The sequence below is a fragment of the Streptomyces sp. NPDC047525 genome, assembly GCF_040643025.1.
In the GTDB taxonomy this organism is placed as follows: Bacteria; Actinomycetota; Actinomycetes; order Streptomycetales; family Streptomycetaceae; genus Streptomyces; species Streptomyces durmitorensis.
This window is the reverse complement of the sequence record NZ_JBEYTL010000012.1, coordinates 217,241-237,277: the sequence shown is the minus strand read 5'-3', so window position 1 is coordinate 237,277 and position 20,037 is coordinate 217,241. Positions and strand designations below refer to the sequence as shown.

Annotated in this window: 18 protein-coding genes; 6 read left to right on the top strand and 12 right to left on the bottom strand. The window is 70.8% G+C overall.

What is annotated here, in order from left to right; translation table 11 throughout:
* Window positions 1–529: 529 nt before the first annotated feature.
* Window positions 530–1,540, top strand: coding sequence for a tryptophan--tRNA ligase (trpS, locus tag ABZ833_RS31460; RefSeq protein ID WP_361053496.1), 1,011 nt, complete (start codon window positions 530–532; stop codon window positions 1,538–1,540).
* 81 nt (window positions 1,541–1,621) lie between these two features.
* Here trpS and proC read toward each other — a convergent pair whose 3' ends face one another.
* The 5 genes from proC to ABZ833_RS31435 all read right to left on the bottom strand — a co-directional run bounded on the left by proC (window position 1,622) and on the right by ABZ833_RS31435 (window position 5,466).
* On the bottom strand, window positions 1,622–2,434 hold the full coding sequence (gene proC, locus ABZ833_RS31455) for a pyrroline-5-carboxylate reductase (RefSeq protein WP_361053493.1): 813 nt from the start codon (window positions 2,432–2,434) through the stop codon (window positions 1,622–1,624).
* An 89-nt stretch (window positions 2,435–2,523) separates the two neighbouring features.
* A complete protein-coding gene (locus ABZ833_RS31450) occupies window positions 2,524–3,261 on the bottom strand; it encodes an ABC transporter permease (RefSeq protein WP_361053544.1) in 738 nt (245 codons plus the stop codon).
* Window positions 3,258–4,052, bottom strand: a complete 795-nt coding sequence (locus tag ABZ833_RS31445; protein ID WP_361053490.1) for an ABC transporter ATP-binding protein — start codon at window positions 4,050–4,052, stop codon at window positions 3,258–3,260. The genes ABZ833_RS31450 and ABZ833_RS31445 overlap by 4 nt, the downstream gene beginning before the upstream one ends.
* Before the next feature lie 74 nt (window positions 4,053–4,126).
* On the bottom strand, window positions 4,127–4,891 hold the full coding sequence (locus ABZ833_RS31440) for a class I SAM-dependent methyltransferase (RefSeq protein WP_361053487.1): 765 nt from the start codon (window positions 4,889–4,891) through the stop codon (window positions 4,127–4,129).
* 86 nt (window positions 4,892–4,977) lie between these two features.
* A complete protein-coding gene (locus tag ABZ833_RS31435; protein ID WP_361053541.1) occupies window positions 4,978–5,466 on the bottom strand; it encodes an EamA/RhaT family transporter in 489 nt (162 codons plus the stop codon).
* 253 nt (window positions 5,467–5,719) lie between these two features.
* Between ABZ833_RS31435 and ABZ833_RS31430 the strand changes: the two genes are divergently transcribed.
* Entirely contained in the window at window positions 5,720–7,951 is a 2,232-nt protein-coding gene (locus tag ABZ833_RS31430; RefSeq protein ID WP_361053484.1) for a protein kinase, read from the top strand.
* 37 nt (window positions 7,952–7,988) lie between these two features.
* Here the strand turns inward: ABZ833_RS31430 and ABZ833_RS31425 are convergent, their stop codons facing one another.
* The 5 genes from ABZ833_RS31425 to ABZ833_RS31405 all read right to left on the bottom strand — a co-directional run bounded on the left by ABZ833_RS31425 (window position 7,989) and on the right by ABZ833_RS31405 (window position 12,870).
* Window positions 7,989–8,282, bottom strand: a complete 294-nt coding sequence (locus tag ABZ833_RS31425; RefSeq protein ID WP_361053481.1) for an SH3 domain-containing protein — start codon at window positions 8,280–8,282, stop codon at window positions 7,989–7,991.
* Window positions 8,283–8,416: 134 nt separating this feature from the next.
* Window positions 8,417–10,270: a dihydroxy-acid dehydratase gene (ilvD, locus tag ABZ833_RS31420; RefSeq protein ID WP_361053478.1), complete on the bottom strand. Its 1,854-nt coding sequence runs from the start codon at window positions 10,268–10,270 to the stop codon at window positions 8,417–8,419.
* 144 nt (window positions 10,271–10,414) lie between these two features.
* Window positions 10,415–11,044 (bottom strand): TetR family transcriptional regulator, encoded by a 630-nt coding sequence (locus ABZ833_RS31415; protein WP_249588564.1) that lies wholly within the window; start codon window positions 11,042–11,044, stop codon window positions 10,415–10,417.
* A complete protein-coding gene (locus ABZ833_RS31410; protein ID WP_249588565.1) occupies window positions 11,041–11,865 on the bottom strand; it encodes a sugar phosphate isomerase/epimerase in 825 nt (274 codons plus the stop codon). The genes ABZ833_RS31415 and ABZ833_RS31410 overlap by 4 nt, the downstream gene beginning before the upstream one ends.
* A 72-nt stretch (window positions 11,866–11,937) precedes the next feature.
* On the bottom strand, window positions 11,938–12,870 hold the full coding sequence (locus ABZ833_RS31405) for a Ppx/GppA phosphatase family protein (protein WP_361053474.1): 933 nt from the start codon (window positions 12,868–12,870) through the stop codon (window positions 11,938–11,940).
* A gap of 71 nt (window positions 12,871–12,941) precedes the next feature.
* Here ABZ833_RS31405 and ABZ833_RS31400 point away from each other — a divergent pair, with 71 nt between their 5' ends.
* Complete coding sequence (locus tag ABZ833_RS31400) at window positions 12,942–13,775, top strand: hypothetical protein (protein WP_361053471.1); 834 nt, start codon at window positions 12,942–12,944, stop codon at window positions 13,773–13,775.
* 55 nt (window positions 13,776–13,830) lie between these two features.
* On the opposite strand, the gene ABZ833_RS31395 is transcribed toward ABZ833_RS31400, so the two are convergent.
* A complete protein-coding gene (locus ABZ833_RS31395; RefSeq protein WP_361053468.1) occupies window positions 13,831–15,534 on the bottom strand; it encodes a hypothetical protein in 1,704 nt (567 codons plus the stop codon).
* A gap of 184 nt (window positions 15,535–15,718) precedes the next feature.
* On the opposite strand from ABZ833_RS31395, the gene radA reads away from it, so the two are divergent.
* Together radA and disA are read left to right on the top strand one after the other, a co-directional pair.
* Window positions 15,719–17,128 (top strand): DNA repair protein RadA, encoded by a 1,410-nt coding sequence (gene radA, locus ABZ833_RS31390; protein WP_249588569.1) that lies wholly within the window; start codon window positions 15,719–15,721, stop codon window positions 17,126–17,128.
* 79 nt (window positions 17,129–17,207) lie between these two features.
* Complete coding sequence (gene disA / locus ABZ833_RS31385) at window positions 17,208–18,332, top strand: DNA integrity scanning diadenylate cyclase DisA (protein WP_361053464.1); 1,125 nt, start codon at window positions 17,208–17,210, stop codon at window positions 18,330–18,332.
* A 49-nt stretch (window positions 18,333–18,381) separates the two neighbouring features.
* On the opposite strand, the gene ABZ833_RS31380 is transcribed toward disA, so the two are convergent.
* Window positions 18,382–19,188 (bottom strand): hypothetical protein, encoded by an 807-nt coding sequence (locus ABZ833_RS31380; RefSeq protein WP_361053461.1) that lies wholly within the window; start codon window positions 19,186–19,188, stop codon window positions 18,382–18,384.
* A gap of 184 nt (window positions 19,189–19,372) precedes the next feature.
* On the opposite strand from ABZ833_RS31380, the gene ABZ833_RS31375 reads away from it, so the two are divergent.
* On the top strand, window positions 19,373–20,026 hold the full coding sequence (locus ABZ833_RS31375) for a phosphatase PAP2 family protein (protein ID WP_361053458.1): 654 nt from the start codon (window positions 19,373–19,375) through the stop codon (window positions 20,024–20,026).
* Window positions 20,027–20,037: the final 11 nt, after the last annotated feature.

The window sequence follows — 20,037 nt, the reverse complement described above, 5'->3', positions numbered from 1 at the left end:
TTTCCCTTTCCGGCGGTTCCGACTCTATCAGATCCTTTCGGGCCTGATTCCCAGTCAGCGGGGCTTGTCTTCCCGGCTGTTGGGCCGTTCCGACGAGTGAGACTTTAGCGGAATCCTGGCTCCCGACCTAATCGGGGGCGCCCTTTCGAACGCGGATTCCTCATTTCGCAAATACGCATGAAAACGAGCAGACGACGGGTCATCGAAGAGACACGACATCGATCGCTTGAATGGTTCTTGCGGAATGGCTGCCCGGGGACCGACCAAGGGTCGACGCTCACGTCGGGCAACTCGGAGAACACTACGTATGCGGTCTGGGCGTGTCAACCCCGATACACGGCGGCCTCCGAGGACTACTGTGGGAGCCGTGACTACGCATGCGCACACCCAGCTGTGGTGGGCCGCCTGACGGCGGCCGTACATACGCATGTACTCAACGGCTGCCGACTCGGCGGCCGTTTCTTGTTTCTCCCCTGGAGGACCCGGAGCCCGGTCGTCGGGCCGGCGGTCCTGACCAGGAGGCGGAGACATGACGAGGATCTTCAGCGGGATCAAGCCGACGGGGCATCTGACCCTGGGCAACTACCTGGGCGCCGTGCGCCAGTGGGCAGAGGTTGATCAGCACCGCGCCGAGTCGCTGTTCAGCATCGTCGATCTGCACGCCCTGACCGTGGACCACGATCCCGGCCGGGTGCGCAGGCTCAGTCGGCAGGCGGCGACGCTGTTGCTCGCGTCGGGGATCGATCCCGAGCGGGCCACCGTGTTCGTACAGAGCCATGTCGACGAGCACGCCCGGCTCTCGTATCTGCTCGAGTGCGTCGCGACGGACGGCGAGATGCGGCGGATGATCCAGTACAAGGAGAAATCCGCCCTTGAGCGGGCCCGGGGCGGGAGTGTGCGTCTTTCGCTGCTCACCTATCCCGTGCTGATGGCGGCGGACATCCTGGCGTACGGGGCGGATCAGGTGCCGGTCGGGGACGACCAGGTGCAGCACGTCGAGCTCACCCGGGATCTGGCGGTGCGGTTCAACCAGCGGTACGGACACACGTTCGTGGTGCCGCGGGCCACGTATCCCAAGGTGGCGGCCAGGGTCATGGATCTGCAGGATCCGACGTCGAAGATGGGGAAGTCCGGCGATGCGGGGGCCGGGATCGTCTATCTGCTCGACGAGCCGGACGTCGTGCGGAAGAAGATCCTGCGCGCGGTCACGGACAGCGGGAGCGAGGTCGAGTACGACCGCGAGACCAAGCCGGGGATCTCGAACCTACTGGAGATCCTGGCGTCCTGTGAGGGTGGGAACCCCGAGGGCTTGAGCGGTGTATATGAGTCGTACGGGGCTTTGAAGAAGGACACTGCCGACGCCGTGGTGGAGATGCTGAGGCCCGTGCAGGAGAAGCACAAGGAGCTGGTTGCTGATCCCGCGTATGTGGAGGAGGTGTTGCGGCGGGGAGCTGAGCGGGCCAGGGCGATGGCCAGGCCGACGGTGGACACTGCCTACCGCGCGATCGGCCTGCTGCCGCCGGTGAACGAAGTGGAGTAGCGGCGGGCCGCTCTCCGGGGGGTGCGGGGGCCGTGTTCGGGGCGCGGCCGATGCGCGCCCCGGGTCCCCGGCTCCGGTCGGTCAGCTGTTGTTGCCGGAGGCCAGTTCGCGGCTGCGGTCACGGGCGGCTTCGAGGGCGGCGATGAGGGCTGCTCGTACGCCGTGGTTCTCGAGTTCGCGGATGGCGTTGATGGTGGTGCCTGCGGGGGAGGTGACGTTCTCGCGGAGCTTGACCGGGTGTTCGCCGCTGTCGCGGAGCATCACGGCGGCGCCGATCGCGGCCTGGACGATGAGGTCGTGGGCCTTGTCGCGGGGCAGGCCGAGGAGGATGCCGGCGTCGGTCATGGCTTCGACCAGGTAGTAGAAGTACGCCGGGCCCGAGCCGGAGAGGGCGGTGCAGGCGTCCTGCTGGGTCTCGGGGACGCGCAGGGTCTTGCCCACGGCACCGAAGATCGCTTCGGCGTGGGCGAGGTGGGCGGCCGTGGCGTGGCTGCCGGCGGAGATGACGGACATGCCCTCGTCCACGAGGACCGGGGTGTTGGGCATGACGCGGACGACGGGGGTGCTGTCGGCGAGGCGCTCCTCGATGAAGGAGGTGGTGATACCGGCGGCGGCGCTGATGATCAGGCGGTCGGGGGTGATGTGCGGGGCGAGTTCGTCGAGGAGGCGGCCCATGTCCTGCGGCTTGACGGCGAGGATGAGGGTGTCGGCCTGCTTGGCGGCGTCGGCGTTGCTGACGGGATCCACGCCGTAGCGGGTGCGCAGTTCCGCGGCGCGTTCGGAGCGGCGGGTGGTGACCAGGAGATCGGCGGGGGCCCAGCCGGCCCGGATCATTCCGCTGAGGAGGGCTTCGCCGATCTTGCCGGTGCCGAGGACTGCGACGGGCTGGGGCATGTGTGGGTCACCCTCCAGGTGCGGGTCTGCGCTTCGGTGTGGAGCGGGTCAGCGCATCAGCTTGGTGAGGTCATCCTCGCATTGGTGGGTCAGGCCGTGCGGCGGCGGAGGGTGGCGGCGCCCAGGGCCAGGACGAGTACGGCGCAGCTCGCGACGATGACGGCGTCGCGTACGAAATCGCCGGTGACGGAGGAGTGGCGGAGGACTTCGTTCATGCCGTCCACGGCATACGACATGGGGAGGACGTCGGAGATCGCTTCGAGAGCCGGATGCATGTTGTCGCGCGGGGTGAACAGGCCGCAGAGGAGGAGCTGGGGGAAGATCACGGCCGGCATGAACTGGACGGCCTGGAACTCGGAGGCCGCGAAGGCGGAGACGAAGAGGCCGAGTGCCGTGCCGAGCAGGGCGTCGAGGAGCGCGACCAGGAGCAGCAGCCAGGCGGAGCCGGTGACGTCGAGGCCGAGGGCCCACAGGGCGAGGCCGGTGGCGAGGACCGACTGGATGACGGCGAGGAATCCGAAGGCGAGGGCGTAGCCCGCGATGAGGTCGCCCTTGGCCAGGGGCATCGCGAGGAGGCGTTCGAGGGTGCCTGAGGTGCGTTCGCGGAGGGTGGCGATGGACGTCACCAGGAACATCGTGATGAGGGGGAAGATGCCGAGGAGCGAGGCGCCGATGGAGTCGAAGGTCTGCGGGCTGCCGTCGAACACGTAGCGCAGGAGCAGCAGCATCACGCAGGGGACGAACAGCATCAGCGCGATGGAGCGGGGGTCGTGGCGGAGCTGCCTCAGGACACGGGCCGCGGTGGCGAGGGTGCGGTGGGTGTTCATCGGGGGCATCGGGGGCTCCTGGTGGAGGCGTCGCTGGCGGCGATTGCCTCGTCGACGAGGTGGAGGAAGGCGGCTTCGACGGTTTCGGTGGCCGTGCGGGTGCGGAGGGCTTCCGGGGTGTCGTCGGCGAGGAGTTCGCCTTCGCGCATGAGGAGGAGGCGGTGGCAGCGTTCGGCCTCGTCCATGACGTGCGAGGAGACGAGGATCGTGGTGCCTCGGTCGGCGGCGATGGAGTGGAAGAGGTTCCACAGGTCGCGGCGGAGTACGGGGTCGAGGCCGACGGTGGGTTCGTCGAGCACGAGGAGTTCCGGGGCGCCGAGGAGGGCCACCGCCAGGGAGACGCGGCTGCGCTGGCCTCCGGAGAGGTTGCCCGCGAGGGCGTCGGCGTGGCTCGTCAGGTCGACGTCGTCGATGGCTCGGGTGACGTGTTCGTGGCGGCGGTGGGCGGCGGGGCCGCGGCCTGGGTCCAGGACGGCGGCGAAGTAGTCCAGGTTCTGGCGGACGGTGAGGTCGTCGTAGACGGAGGGGTCTTGGGTGACGTAGCCGATGCGGGAGCGGAGGCCGGGGGCGCCGGCCGGTTGGCCGAGGACCTTGAGGGTGCCGGTGACTTTGGCCTGGGTGCCTACCGCTGCGCGCATGAGCGTGGACTTGCCGCAGCCTGAGGGGCCCAGGAGGCCGGTGATCTGTCCCTTGGGGACGGTGAAGTTCAGGGTGCGGAGGACTGTGCGGGGGCCTCGTACGACGGTCAGGTCCCTCGCCTCGACGGCAGGGGGTTCGTCGATATTCATCATGTGATGATTATGGCGCCTTCGGCGCCGGGGGCGTCAAGGGTCGACGGCGAGGGGCGCGGCTCAGGGGGTGGGGCTCAGGGGGTGGGGCTGAGGGCTAGGAGTAGGTCTGTTGCATAGCTCTCCTCGACGATTCCGGTCGGGAAGGTCTTCAGGAGTTCCGTGCGCTCCTGGGCGAGGAAGGCCGCCGTGCGGTCCTCGCCCAGGACCAGGAATGCGGAGTGGCTGCTGATGTTGGCCAGGTGGGAGTCGAGGGGGATGCTGCGGCTCCAGTGGATCCGGTCGCGGCGGAAGTCCAGGGCCTTCGTCAGTTCGGTCGTCCGGTCGGCGGTCTTTCGCGCGCCGTCGTCGTACCCCAGGCAGCGGGCGATCCGGGTGTCCTGCTCCGCGACCCACGGAACCGCGTGGTCCGCGATGTTCCACCACAGGGCGAGCGCGCCGCCGGGGCGCAGCACGCGAAGGGCTTCCGGGACGGAGCGTTCCTGGTCCGTCCAGTGCCAGGCCTGGGCGTACGTGATGAAGTCGGCCGAGCCGTCCGCGAACGGCAGATGGTCGCCGTCGCCCCGCACGAGGGGCGTGTCCGGCAGCGCGCGGCGGAGCTCGCGCGCCATCCCCTCGCCCGGCTCCACCGCGACGACATGGGCGCCGCGCTCTGCCAGGAGGGCGGTCGCGATGCCCGTGCCCGCGCCGACGTCCAGCACGCGGGCCCCGGCCAGGGGGCGGCCCGCCAGGTTCTCGACGGCGTCGAAGAGGGCGGGGGGATAGGAGGGGCGGTGGGCCGCGTACTGGGCGGCTGCCGCGTTGAAGGAGTGAGCGCGGCGGTGCGAAGGGGCTGAAGTCATGCCGGTCATCCTTGCCCCAGGGGGCCGGGCTCCGTCACCCCTTGTTGGTCACGATGCCCTTCAGGCCTTCTCCCTCTTTCAAGCTTTCAAGCCTTCTTCTTCTTTCGGGACGGGTTGCCCGTGCGGCGTGACGTGCGCTTCGCGTACTGCTCGCGCGCCGCCTCGTACTCCTCGCGGTGGAGCTTCTCGCCCGGGGCCTCGGTCAGGGAGCGGAAGAAGTAGGCAAGGAGGACGCCGACGAAGCCGATCGTCATGAGGCCGCGCATCGACGACTGGGACGCCGGGTCGTGGCGGCGGGTGAACCCCTCCCAGGCCCGGCGGAAGGCGATCGCGCTGCAGACCGAGAACATGATGAGGACGAGGAAGTTCACGAACGTGCCCACGTCCGCGACCGCCATGCCCTCGTACGCGAAACGCAGCACGAAGCAGCCTGCGGCCGCCGCGAGCAGCGAGCCCGCCGCGACGCCCGCGCGGCGCGCGCCGTAGCCGTTGTCGTGGCCGACCCAGGTGGTGCCGAAGAAGCGGAGGGGCTCGGGCTGCGGGCCGGGGGCCGTCGCGGTCGTCGTCGCCTTCACGGCAGTCGTCGCCTTCGCGGCTTCCGCGTCCGTCGTGGCCGTCGCGTCCGTGCGGTCGGGGGTGCTGGAATCTGCGCTCACCCGTCGAGTATCGCCCGCGGTGGCCACAGGGAGGCGCGGGGCAGGGGTGAGGCGCGCCCTATTCGTCCCCCGCCTTGCCCTCCCGTACCACCCGACGGCTAGTTTGGGTGGCAGGACAGGTAAATGGGCCCATGCGAAAACCGGTGCACGCGGGACGGGGAGGTCGGGGAGAGTGTCGCTCCGCGGAGGTGACCCAGCTGAGATCGGCGGCTATCCGCTGGAGGCACGGCTCGGCTCGGGCGGCATGGGCACGGTCTTTCTGGCGCGTACGGCTTCGGGGCGCCCTGTAGCGATCAAGCTGATCCACCAGCAGTACGCCGGGGACGAGGAGTTCCGCATCCGCTTCCGGCAGGAGGTGGCGGCGGCGCGGCGGGTGAGCGGCGCCTTCACCGCCGCCGTGGTCGACGCCGACCCGGAGGCCGAGCACCCGTGGATGGCGACGGCCTATATAGAGGGGCACACGCTCGCCCAGCACATCGCCAAGAAGGGCCCGCTGACCGGCGCCGACCTGCGCACGCTCGCCATCGGTCTGACGGAGGCGCTGCGCGACATCCACCGCGTGGGCGTCGTGCACCGCGACCTCAAGCCGTCGAACGTCGTGCTCTCGCCCGAGGGCCCGCGCGTCATCGACTTCGGCATCTCGCGCGCCGCGGACCAGCAGACGCTGACGATGACGGGGCGGGTCATCGGTACGCCGCCGTTCATGTCGCCCGAGCAGTTGCAGGCGCCGCGTGGGGTCGGGCCGCGGTCCGATGTCTTCTCGCTCGGTACGTTGCTGGTGTACGCGGCGACGGGGCAGGGGCCGTTCGACTCGGACAGCCCGTACATGACGGCATATCAAGTGGTGCACGAGGCGCCGGAGTTGGACGCCGTTCCGGCAGCCCTGCGCGCGGTGGTCGAGCCGTGCCTCGCCAAGGAACCGGACGCGCGGCCGTCGGCGGACCAACTCCTCGAGCTGCTGCGGGACCTGCCGGTGGAGCTGGGGGACGCGGCGGGGGTGCGGGCCAGCCGTACGCGGGACACGGACACGCAGCATCACCGGTCATCGGATGTCGGGACTGCCGGGGGCGACACCGCCGAAGCACCCGCCGCCCCCGAAGGCACCCTCATCGGCCGCAGCCTGCGCCGCCGCTGGCGCCCCGTGCTCGCCGCGGCCGTCGCCGTGGCCGCGCTCGGGGGCGGCATCGCGGCGCTCCAGCTCGGTTCGCCCGACACATCCACCGGGGACAGCGGCGGCGACGGCAAGGACCGCACGGTCGCGGCGGCCGAAGCTCCCCTGCCCGACGGCTTCCGGCCGTGGCGCACGACCGTGCCCAACGACAAGGGCATCCCGGACGAGGTGCGCTGCGTACCGCGCGGGGACGCGTTGTTCTGCGGGGGCGGCGGAGTCGTCGCCACCCGGCTGCGGATCTCCGACGGCAAGGAGATCTGGAAGGTCAAGAGCCCCGGCGTGCCCATGCAGGGCATGCACATCGTGGGCGCCACGAACGACACCGTCCTCGGCTACCGCCTCCCGCCGGAGGCATCGTCCTCGAAGCCCATCGAAGTGGTGGCGCTGGACGCCGGGACCAGCAAGGAACTGTGGTCCCGCCCGATCAGCGGCCAGTCCCAGATCTTCACCGGGCGGTCCCAGGACGTGGTCCTGTCCGGCTCGACCGTCCTGTCGGTCGACGCGGGCCGTACGCGGATCGAGGCCAGGGACGCGCACAGCGGACGCCTGCTCCGGTCGACGCCGTTCCCCGCGGGCTCGGAGTGCACGCCGGTCCCGGCGGGCCAGCGGATGTACGCGATGTGCGCGCCGTCCGCCGAAGTCGCGAACATCGAGGTGCACCACCCCGTTCTCCACACCCTCGACGTCAAGTCCGGGACGTTCGGCAAGGGCATCGCGGTCCAGGGGCCCGTGCACCCGGTGGGCGGTGACGACGGCAGGCTCGTACTCCTCCATCAGCGGATGCAGGGCCCCGAGTTCCTCGGGTACGACAAGGTGCTGCGGGTCGAGCCGGGCAGTGGCCGCGTCTCGTCACGGCCGCTGAAGAAGGTGTACGGCGCGACGCCCGGCGTCGTGGACGGCACCGTCTACTTCGCCGAGCCGACCGGGCTGATCAGTGCGGTCGATCCCGCGACCGGGCGCCAGAAGTGGTCCCGGCAGACCGGTGTGGAAGGGGCCTCCGGGCCGGCGGCGGGCGGCGGCGGTGCGCTGTACTTCAGCTCGCCCAGCGGGCGCGTGGTCGCTGTGTCGCCGCGGGGCAGGACCCTGTGGAGCACCGATCCGCGGGTCGAGGGTCTTGCCGGTGAGGTGAACGCGAGTCCGCGGGTCGCGGTTTCGGGGCGTGTGGTCGTGGTGGCCGCGGCCAAGAACACGGTCTATTCGTTCGACGCGACGAAGCCGCCCAAGTCCGAGTGAACCTGGGCGGCTTCGCCCGCATTCTGCGTACGGTGGTTCAGCAGCGCGGGGCCACGTAGCCGTCGCTGCCTGTGCGGACGTACGTGTCGGAGACGTAGCGGCCGCTGCCGATGCGGTCCCAGAGCTTCGACGTGCCGGTCGGGCCCGTGACCTTCTCGCCCGGCTTCTGGCAGTGGATCGTCACTCGCGTTCCTGCCGAGAGGCGGCCCACCTTGCCGTACGACGTGCCCGGTCCTGAGCGGACGTTGACGTCCGCGGCGATGGGGTACGTCTTTGCCGCGGCGGCTTCGATCGCCTCTGCGGATTCTGGCGCTATGACGTTCTCGCTCATGCTTCTCTCCCCCGTGAAGCGGCGGCTCCTGGCCTTGGCCCGGTGGCCGCCCTTGGCATGCTCGTCACTGGGGGGACGCGTGAGTGAGGTGGGGTGGTTGCGGAACCTTCGTTACCGGTTCGGCGGCCGAAGGATCAGCCGAGCTTCGACACGTCCCGCACCGCGCCGCGGTCCGCGCTCGTGGCCATGGCCGCGTACGCCCGCAGTGCCGCCGAGACCTTGCGCTCGCGGGACTTGGGGGCGTAGACGCCGCCGAGGGCTTCGCGGCGGGCCGTCAGCTCCTCCTCGGGGACGAGGAGTTCGATGCCGCGGTTCGGGATGTCGATGCGGATGCGGTCGCCGTCCTCGACCAGGGCGATCGTGCCGCCGGACGCCGCCTCGGGCGACGCGTGGCCGATCGACAGGCCCGACGTGCCGCCGGAGAAGCGGCCGTCCGTGACCAGGGCGCAGGCCTTGCCGAGGCCGCGGCCCTTCAGGAAGGAGGTGGGGTAGAGCATTTCCTGCATGCCGGGGCCGCCCTTGGGGCCCTCGTAGCGGATGACGACCACGTCGCCTTCCTTCACCTGCTTCTTGAGGATCTTGTCGACCGCTTCTTCCTGCGACTCGCAGACCACGGCGGGACCCTCGAACGTCCAGATCGACTCGTCGACGCCCGCCGTCTTCACGACGCAGCCGTCCACCGCGAGGTTGCCCTTGAGGACCGCCAGGCCGCCGTCCTTCGAGTACGCGTGGGCCGCGTCCCTGATGCAGCCGCCCGCGGCGTCCGTGTCCAGGCTGTCCCAGCGCTTCGACTGGGAGAAGGCGGTCGCCGAGCGCTCGCAGCCGGGGGCCGCGTGCCACAGCTCGACGGCCTCGTCCGACGGCGAACCGCCGCGCACGTCCCAGGTCTCCAGCCAGTCCTTGATGGACGCGGAGTGGACCGTGTGCACGTCCTCGTTCAGGAGGCCCGCGCGGTACAGCTCGCCGAGGATCGCGGGGATGCCGCCGGCGCGGTGCACGTCCTCCATGTAGTACGTGCCGCCGGGCGCGACGTTCGGGGCGACCTTGGCCAGGCAGGGGACGCGGCGCGAGACCTCGTCCATGTCGGCGAGGTCGTAGTCGAGCTCGGCCTCCTGCGCGGCGGCGAGCAGGTGCAGGATCGTGTTCGTGGAGCCGCCCATGGAGATGTCGAGCGCCATGGCGTTGTCGAAAGCGGCGCGCGTGGCGATGTTGCGCGGCAGGACCGACTCGTCGTCGCCGTCGTAGTAGCGCTTGGTGATCTCGACGACCGTCTCGCCCGCCTTCTCGTACAGCGCCTTGCGGGCGGTGTGCGTGGCGAGGACCGAGCCGTTGCCGGGGAGCGAGAGGCCGATGGCCTCGGTCAGGCAGTTCATGGAGTTGGCCGTGAACATGCCGGAACAGCTGCCGCAGGTCGGGCAGGCGTTCTCCTCGATGCGGAGGATGTCCTCGTCCGAGACGCTCTCGTCGACCGCGTCGCTGATCGCGTTGACCAGGTCGAGTTTCCGGACCGTGCCGTCGACCAGCGTGGCCTTGCCTGCCTCCATCGGGCCGCCGGAGACGAAGACCGTCGGGATGTTGAGGCGCAGGGCCGCGTTCAGCATGCCGGGGGTGATCTTGTCGCAGTTGGAGATGCAGATCAGGGCGTCGGCGCAGTGCGCCTCCACCATGTACTCCACCGAGTCCGCGATCAGGTCGCGGGAGGGGAGGGAGTACAGCATGCCGCCGTGGCCCATCGCGATGCCGTCGTCCACGGCGATCGTGTTGAACTCGCGCGGGATGGCGCCCGCGGCGACGATCGCCTCGGAGACGATCCGGCCGACCGGCTGAAGGTGGGTGTGGCCCGGGACGAACTCGGTGAAGGAGTTGGCGACGGCGATGATCGGCTTTCGCCCGATGTCCGCGCCGGGTACACCGGAGGCACGCATAAGGGCGCGTGCGCCCGCCATGTTGCGGCCGTGGGTGACTGTGCGGGACCTGAGCTCGGGCATCGTCGCTCGCTCCTTCTGAGATCTCAGAGACATAGAAATCGACTGCTTCGAGGGTACGCCGCCCCTCCACGATCTGGACAGGCTGTCCGGATGGCGGAACGGCCGTCTCGGTGAGCGGCCCCGCGCATCCGGGCGCGGGCGGGCTCAGGGGCCGGTCAGATGCCCCTGCACCACCGGCGCGATCCGCGCGATGATCGCCTCCGGGTCCGCGGACGCGAGCGGCTCGACCTGGATCACGTACCGCAGCATCGCCGTGCCCACCAGCTGCGCGGCCGCCAGTTCCGCCCGCAGCTCCGCGTCCGGCTGGTCGACCTGGCGCGCGACCCTGCCGAGCAGCTGCGTCGCGATGAGGCGGCGGAAGACGGCCGCCGCGGTGTCGTTGTTCACCGCCGAGCGCACGATCGCGAGCAGCGGTACGCGGGTGGCGGGGTTCTCCCAGACGCCGAAGATGAAGCGGGTCAGGCGCTCGCCGATGCCGTCGAGCGGGCCGTCCTCGATCGCCGCGGGCGCTTCGAGCGCGGGCGCGAAGGCCTCCTCGATCGCCGACGCGAAGACCTGCTCCTTCGTGCCGAAGTAGTGGTGCACGAGCGCCGAGTCCACCCCGGCCGCCTTGGCGATCCCGCGCACGGACGTCTTCTCGTACCCACGGGCGGAGAACTCGGTGCGGGCCGCCTCCAGGATGCGGTCCCGCATCGCCGGGCCCTCGGCGGACTGCGTACGGGAGGGGCGTCCCCTGCGGCGCGGAGCCGCGCCGTCCGGCGCCGGGTCCGTCACGAGCGGGGCACCTTCACCGCGGACGCCAGGTGCAGCCGCGTATAGGCGAGGGCCTCGGCGAGATCGGCCTCACGTTCGGCGCTGGACATCGCGCGCCGCGTATTGACCTCGATGACCACGTGCCCGTCGAAGCCGCTCGTCGCGAGGCGCTCCAGGAGCTCGGCGCACGGCTGCGTGCCGCGGCCCGGCACCAGGTGCTCGTCCTTGGCGGAGCCCTTGCCGTCGGCGAGGTGGACGTGGCCGAGGCGGTCGCCCATGCGGTCGATCATCTCCATCGCGTCCGTGCGGGCGGTCGCGGTGTGGCTGAGGTCGACCGTGAAGTGGCGGTAGTCGTCCTTGGTGACGTCCCAGTCGGGGGCGTAGGCGAGCATCTCCCGGTCGCGGTAGCGCCACGGGTACATGTTTTCGACGGCGAATCGGACGTCCGTCTCGTCCGCCATCCGCCAGATGCCGTCGACGAAGGCGTTCGCGTACCCGCGCTGCCAGCGGAAGGGCGGATGCACGACGACGGTCGACGCGCCCAGCTTCTCGGCGGCGGCCTGCGCGCGCTGGAGCTTCACCCAGGGGTCCGTGGACCACACGCGCTGCGTGATCAGGAGACACGGGGCGTGGACAGCGAGGATGGGGATCTGGTGGTAGTCGCTGAGTCTGCGCAGGGCCTCGATGTCCTGGCTGACGGGGTCGGTCCACACCATGACCTCGACACCGTCGTAGCCCAGGCGTGCCGCTATCTCGAAGGCCGTCGCCGTCGACTCCGGATAGACCGAGGCCGTCGACAGGGCGACCTTCGCATCCGGGATGCGCACCACTGGTTCTGCCACGAGGGACAGCGTACGGGCCCCGCCTGGGCACCGGGGAGGTGGTCCAGGTGGTCTCCCGCACACCTGGGTGCGCTAGCCCGGCGGGAGGTGGTCGAGCCTGCGCAGGATCACGCCCTCGCGCAGCGCCCACGGGCAGATCTCCAGCGTCTCGACCCCGAAGAGATCCATCGCGCCCTCGGCGACGAGCGCCCCCGCGAGCAGCTGTCCGGACCGGCCTTCGGAGACTCCGGGCAGCTCGGCCCGTTCCGCCGCCGTCATCGCGGCCAGCTGCGGGACCCAGTCCTCCAGGGACTTGCGCTTCAGCTCGCGCTGTACGTAGAGGCCCTCGGCGGAGCGTGCGGCTCCCGCGAGCCTGGCGAGCTGCTTGAACGTCTTCGACGTCGCCACGACGTGGTCCGGGGCGCCGAAGCGGCTGAACTCGCCCACCGTGCGCGCGATCTGGGCGCGCGCGTGCCGCCGCAGCGCCTTCACGTCGGCGGGGTCCGGCGGGTCCTTGGCCAGCCAGGCCGAGGTCAGACGGCCCGCGCCGAGCGGCAGGCTGACCGCGGCGTCCGGCTCCTCGTCGATGCCGTACGCGATTTCGAGCGAGCCGCCGCCGATGTCGATGACCAGGAGCTTTCCCGCCGACCAGCCGAACCAGCGGCGGGCCGCGAGGAAGGTGAGGCGGGCCTCCTCGGCGCCGGTGAGGACCTGAAGGTCGACGCCGGTCTCCTCCCTGACCCGGGCGAGGACCTGATCGGCGTTGCTGGCCTCGCGGACCGCGGAGGTCGCGAACGGCAGCAGGTCCTCCACGCCCTTGTCCTCGGCGGCCTCCATCGCGTCACGGACGGTGCCGACCAGGCGGTCGACGCCTTCGGGGCCGATCGCACCGGCGTCGTCGAGGAGTTGGGCGAGGCGCAGGTCCGCCTTGTGCGAATACGCGGGCAGCGGGCGCGCGCCGGGGTGGGCGTCCACCACCAGCAGATGCACCGTGTTCGAACCTACGTCGAGGACACCGAGTCTCATATACGGAACGCTACTGCGCGTACGGCGGTCGCTGGTCCTCGGACCGGGCACAGCGCGCATACCCTGGAGACGTGCCAAAGACGAAAAAGGCGAAGACCGACAAAACGAAGTCGAAGAGTAAGTCGGGGAAGCCGGAGAAGGTGCAGAAGTCCCAGCCGGACGAGAAGGGCCTCGACTTCGCCCGTGCCTGGGTGGAGTTCCCGGATCCCGCGGACGACGAGCAGGTCTTCCGCTGCGATCTGACATGGCTGACCTCTCGGTGGAGCTGCATCTTCGGCAGTGGCTGCCAGGGCATCGCGGCGGGCCGTGCGGACGACGGCTGCTGCACGCTGGGCGCGCACTTCTCGGACGAGGACGACGAGAAGCGGGTCGCCGAGTCCGTGGCGCGGCTCACTCCGGACATCTGGCAGCACCACGACATCGGTACGGAGACCGGCTGGGTCTCGACGGACGACGACGGCGAGCGCCAGACGCGTCCGTACAACGGGTCCTGCATCTTCCAGAACCGCCCCGGTTTCGCCGGGGGCGCGGGGTGCTCGCTGCACATCCTCGCGCTGAAGGAGGGGCGTGAGCCGCTGGAGACGAAGCCGGACGTCTGCTGGCAGCTGCCGGTCCGGCGGACGTACGAGTGGATCGACCGGCCCGATGACACGCGGATCCTCCAGGTGTCCATCGGGGAGTACGACCGGCGCGGCTGGGGCCCCGGTGGCCACGATCTGCACTGGTGGTGCACGTCGGCGACGTCGGCGCACGGCGCGGGTGACCCCGTGTACGTCTCCTACCGTCCCGAGCTGACGGAACTGATGGGCAAGGCGGGCTACGACCGGCTCGCGGAGCTGTGCGAGGAGCGGCTCGCTTCTCAGCTGCCTCTGCTTGCGCCGCATCCGGCGGATCCTCAGCGGTAGAACACCGCAGGGGCTGGAATGTCCAGCCCCTGCACCATGTGAGGAGCGGAGACGGCTAGCCCTCACTGGGACTCGGGTCGCCGCTGTCGCTCGGCGGAGGTGTTGAATTCCCCGGGTCCGACGGGGTCGGTGTCGGGTCCGGTGACGTCGGGGTCGGGTCCGGGGTCGACGGTGTCGGAGTCGGGTCCGGAGTCGACGGCGTCGGGGTCGGCTTCGGTGGGGTCGGGGTCGGCCGGGGGCCCGGATGTGTCGGGCGGCCCGATCCGTTGCCGTACCCGTCGATCGAGACGATCGCCCCCGAGGGGGCGACGGAGACCCGTGCGCTCCAGTGGCCCGCCGGCTCCCGCGCATGGTCGACGTACACCCGGATCGTGAACGTCTCCCCCGGCGCGAGCGTCCCGGAGGACCGGCTGAGGTAGAGCCAGGACGCCCCCGAACTCGCCGACCAGTGGACCGGCTCGCCCCCCGACGCGGAGAGCGTGATCAGCGTCGTACCGCCGCTCGGCTGCGCCGAGACCGTCAGGCGTCCCGCGCCGGTCCCCGAGCGGGACGGCGGCGACCCGGCGCTGATGACCTCCACGGAGACGTCAGGCGAGCGGCTGCCCGCGGTGAAGCGGGGGTCGGGCGGTGTGTGGGCGTTGCCCGCGTTCTCGTAGTCCTCGCGTCTGCGGTCGCCGTTCATCCCGTCGGCCCCGGACTCGCTCGCGCTGACCGAGCGGCCGTCCTGGCCCTCACCGGTCAGCGGCGCCCCGCGATACGCCGCCCAGAGCGCGAGCACCGGGGCCGCCACCACGGTGGCGACGACCGTCGTCGTCACGGCACGCGCGCGCATCCGGTCCCGGCGCGCGGCGTGGTCCTTGGGGTCCACCGGGAATCCGCGCCGGTCGAAGCGCGGCCCTGCGCCCCGCGCACGCGGCACGTGTGCCATCGCCACGTGCACGGCGGCCCGCGGGGCCTCGATGACGGGCAGCGCGGCCGGCGATGCCGCCGTGCCGGGCCAGGCCCCTGATCCGGCGCGCTCGGCGGTGCGGCGGCAGCGCGGGCAGTCGTCGACGTGCCGGACGAGCTCGCGGCGCAGGGCCGTGCCCAGGAGGAGCTGGTTGTCGCCGGTGAGGCGGGCGACGATCGGGCAGGTGCCGGTCTCCACCACGGCGAGCGCGGCCCGGGTGCGCTCCACCTCGCAGGCGGCGGACGCGAGGAGGTCGCGGGTCTTGCCGACGTCCATGCCGACGACCGCAGCGACCTCCTGCGGGGAGAGCTGGTGGCGTACGGCAAGCTCCAGGGCCTCGCGCTGCTCGGGCGTCGTCCCCGCGGCCTCCGGCCAGGCCAGCTGGGCGAGTTCACGGCGTCGCTGCCGCTGCGTCTCGTCCGGCGGGTCGGCGGGCTCGGCGGGCTTGGGGTCGCGGGAGGCCGATCCGGAGGCGTGCGCGCCCTGCCGCTTGCGCTTGGCGTCGGCGAGGGCGCGCAGGCAGACCCAGCGCGCGAGTGCGTACAGCCAGGACTTCAGTTCGGTCTCGGATGCCGGGCCGCGTGAGCCGCGTCGCTCGGCGATGGCCAGCACGTCGCCCAGGGCCGCGGTCGCGGCGTCGTGATCGCAGAGCACGGACAGGCAGTACGTGAACAGGCCGTCCAGACAGGGCTCATAGCGTGCGGGCGGCGCCTTCGGCACCGAACGGGGCACAACGCGCTGGCGCGCGTCACGATGCGCCCGGTGTGCGCCGGTTGCTTGCGTGGGGGATTCCGGCCTGCTGCTCATCACCCGTGCGAAGTTAGGCGGATGATGCCGTGCCGTTCCTCCACCTTGAGCACATTTAATCCTTACGGGTGAACAGATCCCTCAAAAGGGGACAGGAACCCATGATTCCGTGACCCGCGCCCCGCGCGATCCGGATCGCGGGCGCCACTGTCCGTGCTTGTCAGTGGTGCCCGCTACGGTTCGGTTCATGGCCACCCGTACGAAGTCCGGCAAAGACCGGCCGTCCTATCGCTGCACCGAGTGCGGCTGGCAGACGGCCAAATGGCTCGGCCGCTGCCCCGAGTGCCAGGCCTGGGGGACGGTCGAGGAGTACGGAGCGCCCGCGGTCCGCACCACCGCCCCCGGCCGCGTCACCTCCTCCGCCCTGCCCATCGGCCAGGTCGACGGCCGCCAGGCCACCGCACGCTCCACCGGAGTGCCCGAGTTCGACCGCGTCCTGGGCGGCGGCCTCGTCCCCGGCGCCGTGGCGCTGCTCGCGGGCGAGCCGGGCGTCGGCAAGTCGACGCTGCTCCTGGACGTCGCGGCGAAGTCGGCGAGCGACGAGCACCGCACGCTCTATGTCACCGGCGAGGAGTCGGCGAGCCAGGTCCGGCTGCGCGCCGACCGCATCAAGGCGATCGACGACCACCTCTATCTGGCGGCGGAGACCGATCTCGCCGCCGTCCTCGGTCACTTGGACGCGGTGAAGCCGTCCCTCCTGATCCTCGACTCGGTCCAGACGATCGCGTCGCCGGAGATCGACGGGGCGCCCGGCGGCATGGCCCAGGTCCGTGAGGTGGCGGGCGCGCTGATCCGCGCCTCCAAGGAGCGCGCGATGTCCACGCTCCTGGTCGGCCATGTCACCAAGGACGGCGCGATCGCGGGCCCCCGCCTCCTCGAGCACCTCGTGGACGTCGTCCTGTCCTTCGAGGGCGACCGCCACGCCCGCCTCCGTCTCGTACGAGGCGTCAAGAACCGTTACGGGACGACGGACGAGGTCGGCTGCTTCGAACTGCACGACGAGGGCATCACCGGCCTCGCCGACCCCAGCGGCCTCTTCCTCACCCGCCGCACGGAGGCCGTCCCCGGCACCTGCCTGACGGTCACGCTCGAAGGCCGCCGCCCCCTGGTGGCCGAGGTCCAGGCCCTCACCGTCGACTCCCAGATCCCCTCCCCCCGCCGCACCACGTCCGGACTCGAGACCTCCCGCGTCTCGATGATGCTGGCCGTCCTTGAGCAGCGGGGCCGCATCACGGCACTCGGCAAGCGCGACATCTACAGCGCGACCGTCGGCGGCGTGAAGCTCTCCGAGCCGGCCGCCGACCTCGCGATCGCCCTCGCCCTGGCCAGCGCGGCCAGCGACACCCCGCTGCCGAAAAATCTCGTCGCGATCGGCGAAGTAGGCCTTGCGGGCGAGGTCAGACGGGTCACGGGAGTCCAGCGCAGGCTGGCCGAAGCACACCGTCTGGGCTTCACACACGCCCTCGTCCCGGCCGACCCCGGCAAGGTGCCGCCCGGTATGAAGGTCACCGAAGTCGCCGACATGGGGGACGCCCTGCGTGTCCTTCCGAGGTCGCGTCGCAGAGAGGCCCCACGGGAGGACGAAGAGCGCCGGTAGACTTTGCCCTGGTCTCGCCCATCCGTACGAAGTAGACGTACGGACCGGGGCTTGGACAACCCGCGACCCGAGGAGTGCAGTGGCAGCCAACGACCGGGCGTCAGCTCCCGGCAAGCCCGGCGGAAGCTCCGGTGCCGAAGGGCTGATGCGCGCCTCCCTGAGCGCGGTCGCGCCCGGCACGGGCCTGCGCGACGGACTCGAGCGCATCCTCCGCGGCAACACCGGAGGGCTCATCGTCCTCGGCTGGGACAAGACCGTCGAGTCGATGTGCACCGGCGGATTCATCCTGGACGTCGAGTTCACGGCGACGCGCCTGCGCGAGCTCTGCAAGCTCGACGGCGGCATCGTCGTCGACAAGGACATCACCAAGATCCTGCGGGCGGGCGTGCAGCTCGTCCCCGACCCGACGATCCCCACCGAGGAGACGGGCACCCGGCACCGCACCGCGGACCGCGTGTCCAAGCAGGTGGGCTTCCCCATCGTCTCCGTCTCGCAGTCCATGCGCCTCATCGCGCTCTACGTGGACGGGCAGCGCAAGGTCCTTGAGGACTCGGCGGCGATCCTGTCCCGCGCGAACCAGGCCCTCGCGACCCTTGAGCGCTACAAACTGCGCCTGGACGAGGTGGCGGGCACGCTGTCCGCCCTGGAGATCGAGGACTTGGTGACGGTGCGGGACGTCACCGCGGTCGCCCAGCGCCTCGAAATGGTGCGCCGCATCGCCACGGAGATCGCCGAGTACGTGGTGGAGCTGGGCACGGACGGCCGTCTCCTCGCCCTCCAGCTGGACGAGTTGATCGCGGGCGTCGAGCCCGAGCGCGAACTGGTCGTCAGGGACTACGTACCGGAGCCGACCGCCAAGCGTTCCCGCACGGTCGAGGAGGCGCTCTTCGAGCTGGACGCGCTGACCCATGCGGAGCTGCTCGAACTGCCCACCGTGGCGCGGGCGTTGGGGTACACCGGCTCCCCGGAGGCGCTGGACTCCGCGGTCTCGCCGCGGGGCTTCCGTCTCCTCGCCAAGGTGCCGCGGCTTCCCGGCGCGATCATCGACCGTCTTGTCGAGCACTTCGGGGGTCTGCAGAAGCTGCTCGCCGCGAGCGTCGATGACTTGCAGACGGTGGACGGGGTGGGTGAAGCGCGGGCCCGCAGTGTCCGGGAAGGGCTCTCCCGGCTGGCCGAATCGTCGATCTTGGAGCGGTACGTCTAGAGGATGTGCTGGGTGGGTGGTGAATTTCCCACCCACCCGATTGCCCCGGTCAGGCCTCTTCGAGCACGAACGACGTCTTCACCGAACCCAGGCCCGGGGACTTCGCCTCGACGAGGTAGGTCCCCGCCCCCGCGACTCCCGCCGAAGGCGAAGCGCACTGCGGCTCGCTCCCCCGGCCGTCCCACTGGACGGTGTGCGTGACGCGCCCGTCGGCCGGCACCCGCAGCAACAGGCTCCCGCCACCGGCGGGGCAGTCCGCCGAGGACCAGATCTCCTTGTCGCCGTCGGCCTGAGTGATCGTCAGCACCGTCTTCTTGCCGCCGAGATCCACCTTGCAGGACTTGCCCGCGCTGTTCTGGGCGATGAGCTCGAACTTGGGCTTCTCGCCGATCTCGTACGTGTTGTGGATGCTCCGCAGCTTCAACTTCACGTCTCCGCTGACGCAGTTGGGCAGGCTCGACCCCGCGGGCAGCTGTCCGCCCGCACCGCCGCCGCCCTTGGCGCCGTCGTCCGAGCCGCCGCCGGAACCACCGCCGGAACCGCCCGAGCCGCCGGATCCCTCGGAGTCACCGTCGCCGCCCGAGCCCGAGCCGCCGTCGCCCTCGTCGTCCGACTCGTCGCGCCCGCCCGGGTTTTCGCTGATGGCGGGCCCGGAGCCGGAAGGTCCTGGCGTGATGGAGGTGGCGGGGCCGGAGCCCGACGGACCGTCGGCGCCGTTCTTCTGGCCCCCACCCCCCAGGGTGAGCACCCACACGACTAGAAGCGCCATCAGCCCGATCAAGGACAGCAGAACGGCCCTCCGACGCCAGTAGATGGTGGAGGGAAGCGGCCCGACCGGATTGCGCAGAGATCCCACGGCCCAAACCTTACGAGAGATCCGCGGCTTGTCCTGCCCCACCCGCCGCCCTGAGCAACAAAGTTTGCGGATCATCATCACGGAACGGAGGACTCCGGTTCTGCACCCCTGTCTTTCGTCAGGGGTCGTAACCGGTCGATCGCCCCATGTGACGATTCGGGCCCACTACGTACCGTCCGTAATCATGGACACCATGGACGACGATCTCTATCGCGATGTCACCGACTTCGCCCACGACACCCCCACCTGGTTCCAGCACCTCGCCGAGGTGTGGACGGAGCTCGGACTGCTGCTCTTCGGCGTGCTCTTCATCGTCGCCTGGTGGCGGGCGCGGCGCGGCGACCCGCGCGCCCTCGCGATAGCTGTGCTCGCGCCCCTCGTCACGGCGGTGGCGTATGTGTGCAGCGAGTTGCTCAAGTCCGCGGTCGACGAGGAGCGCCCGTGCCGGGCCGTCGCCGGGGCGGTCACCTCGATCGTCGAGTGCCCGGCGTACGGCGACTGGTCCTTCCCCAGCAACCACTCGACGATCGCGGGTGCCGCGGCCGTCGGGCTCGCGCTCGCCTGGCCGCGGATCGCCGCCCTCACGCTGCCGATGGCCGTGCTCATGGCGTTCTCGCGGGTCTTCGTGGGTGTGCACTATCCGCATGACGTGCTGGTGGGCCTGCTCCTCGGCGCCGTGCTCGCCTTCATCCTCGTACGTCTGACGACGCGGCCCGTGGCACGGATCGTCGAGGCGATGCGGGGTTCGTCGACGGGCGTCGTCAGGTGGTTCGCGGGTCCAGGCAGTCCGACGTCGCAGGTGACGTCGCACCGGCGGCCCGCGTCGCACCGCCGCTGAGGCACCGAACG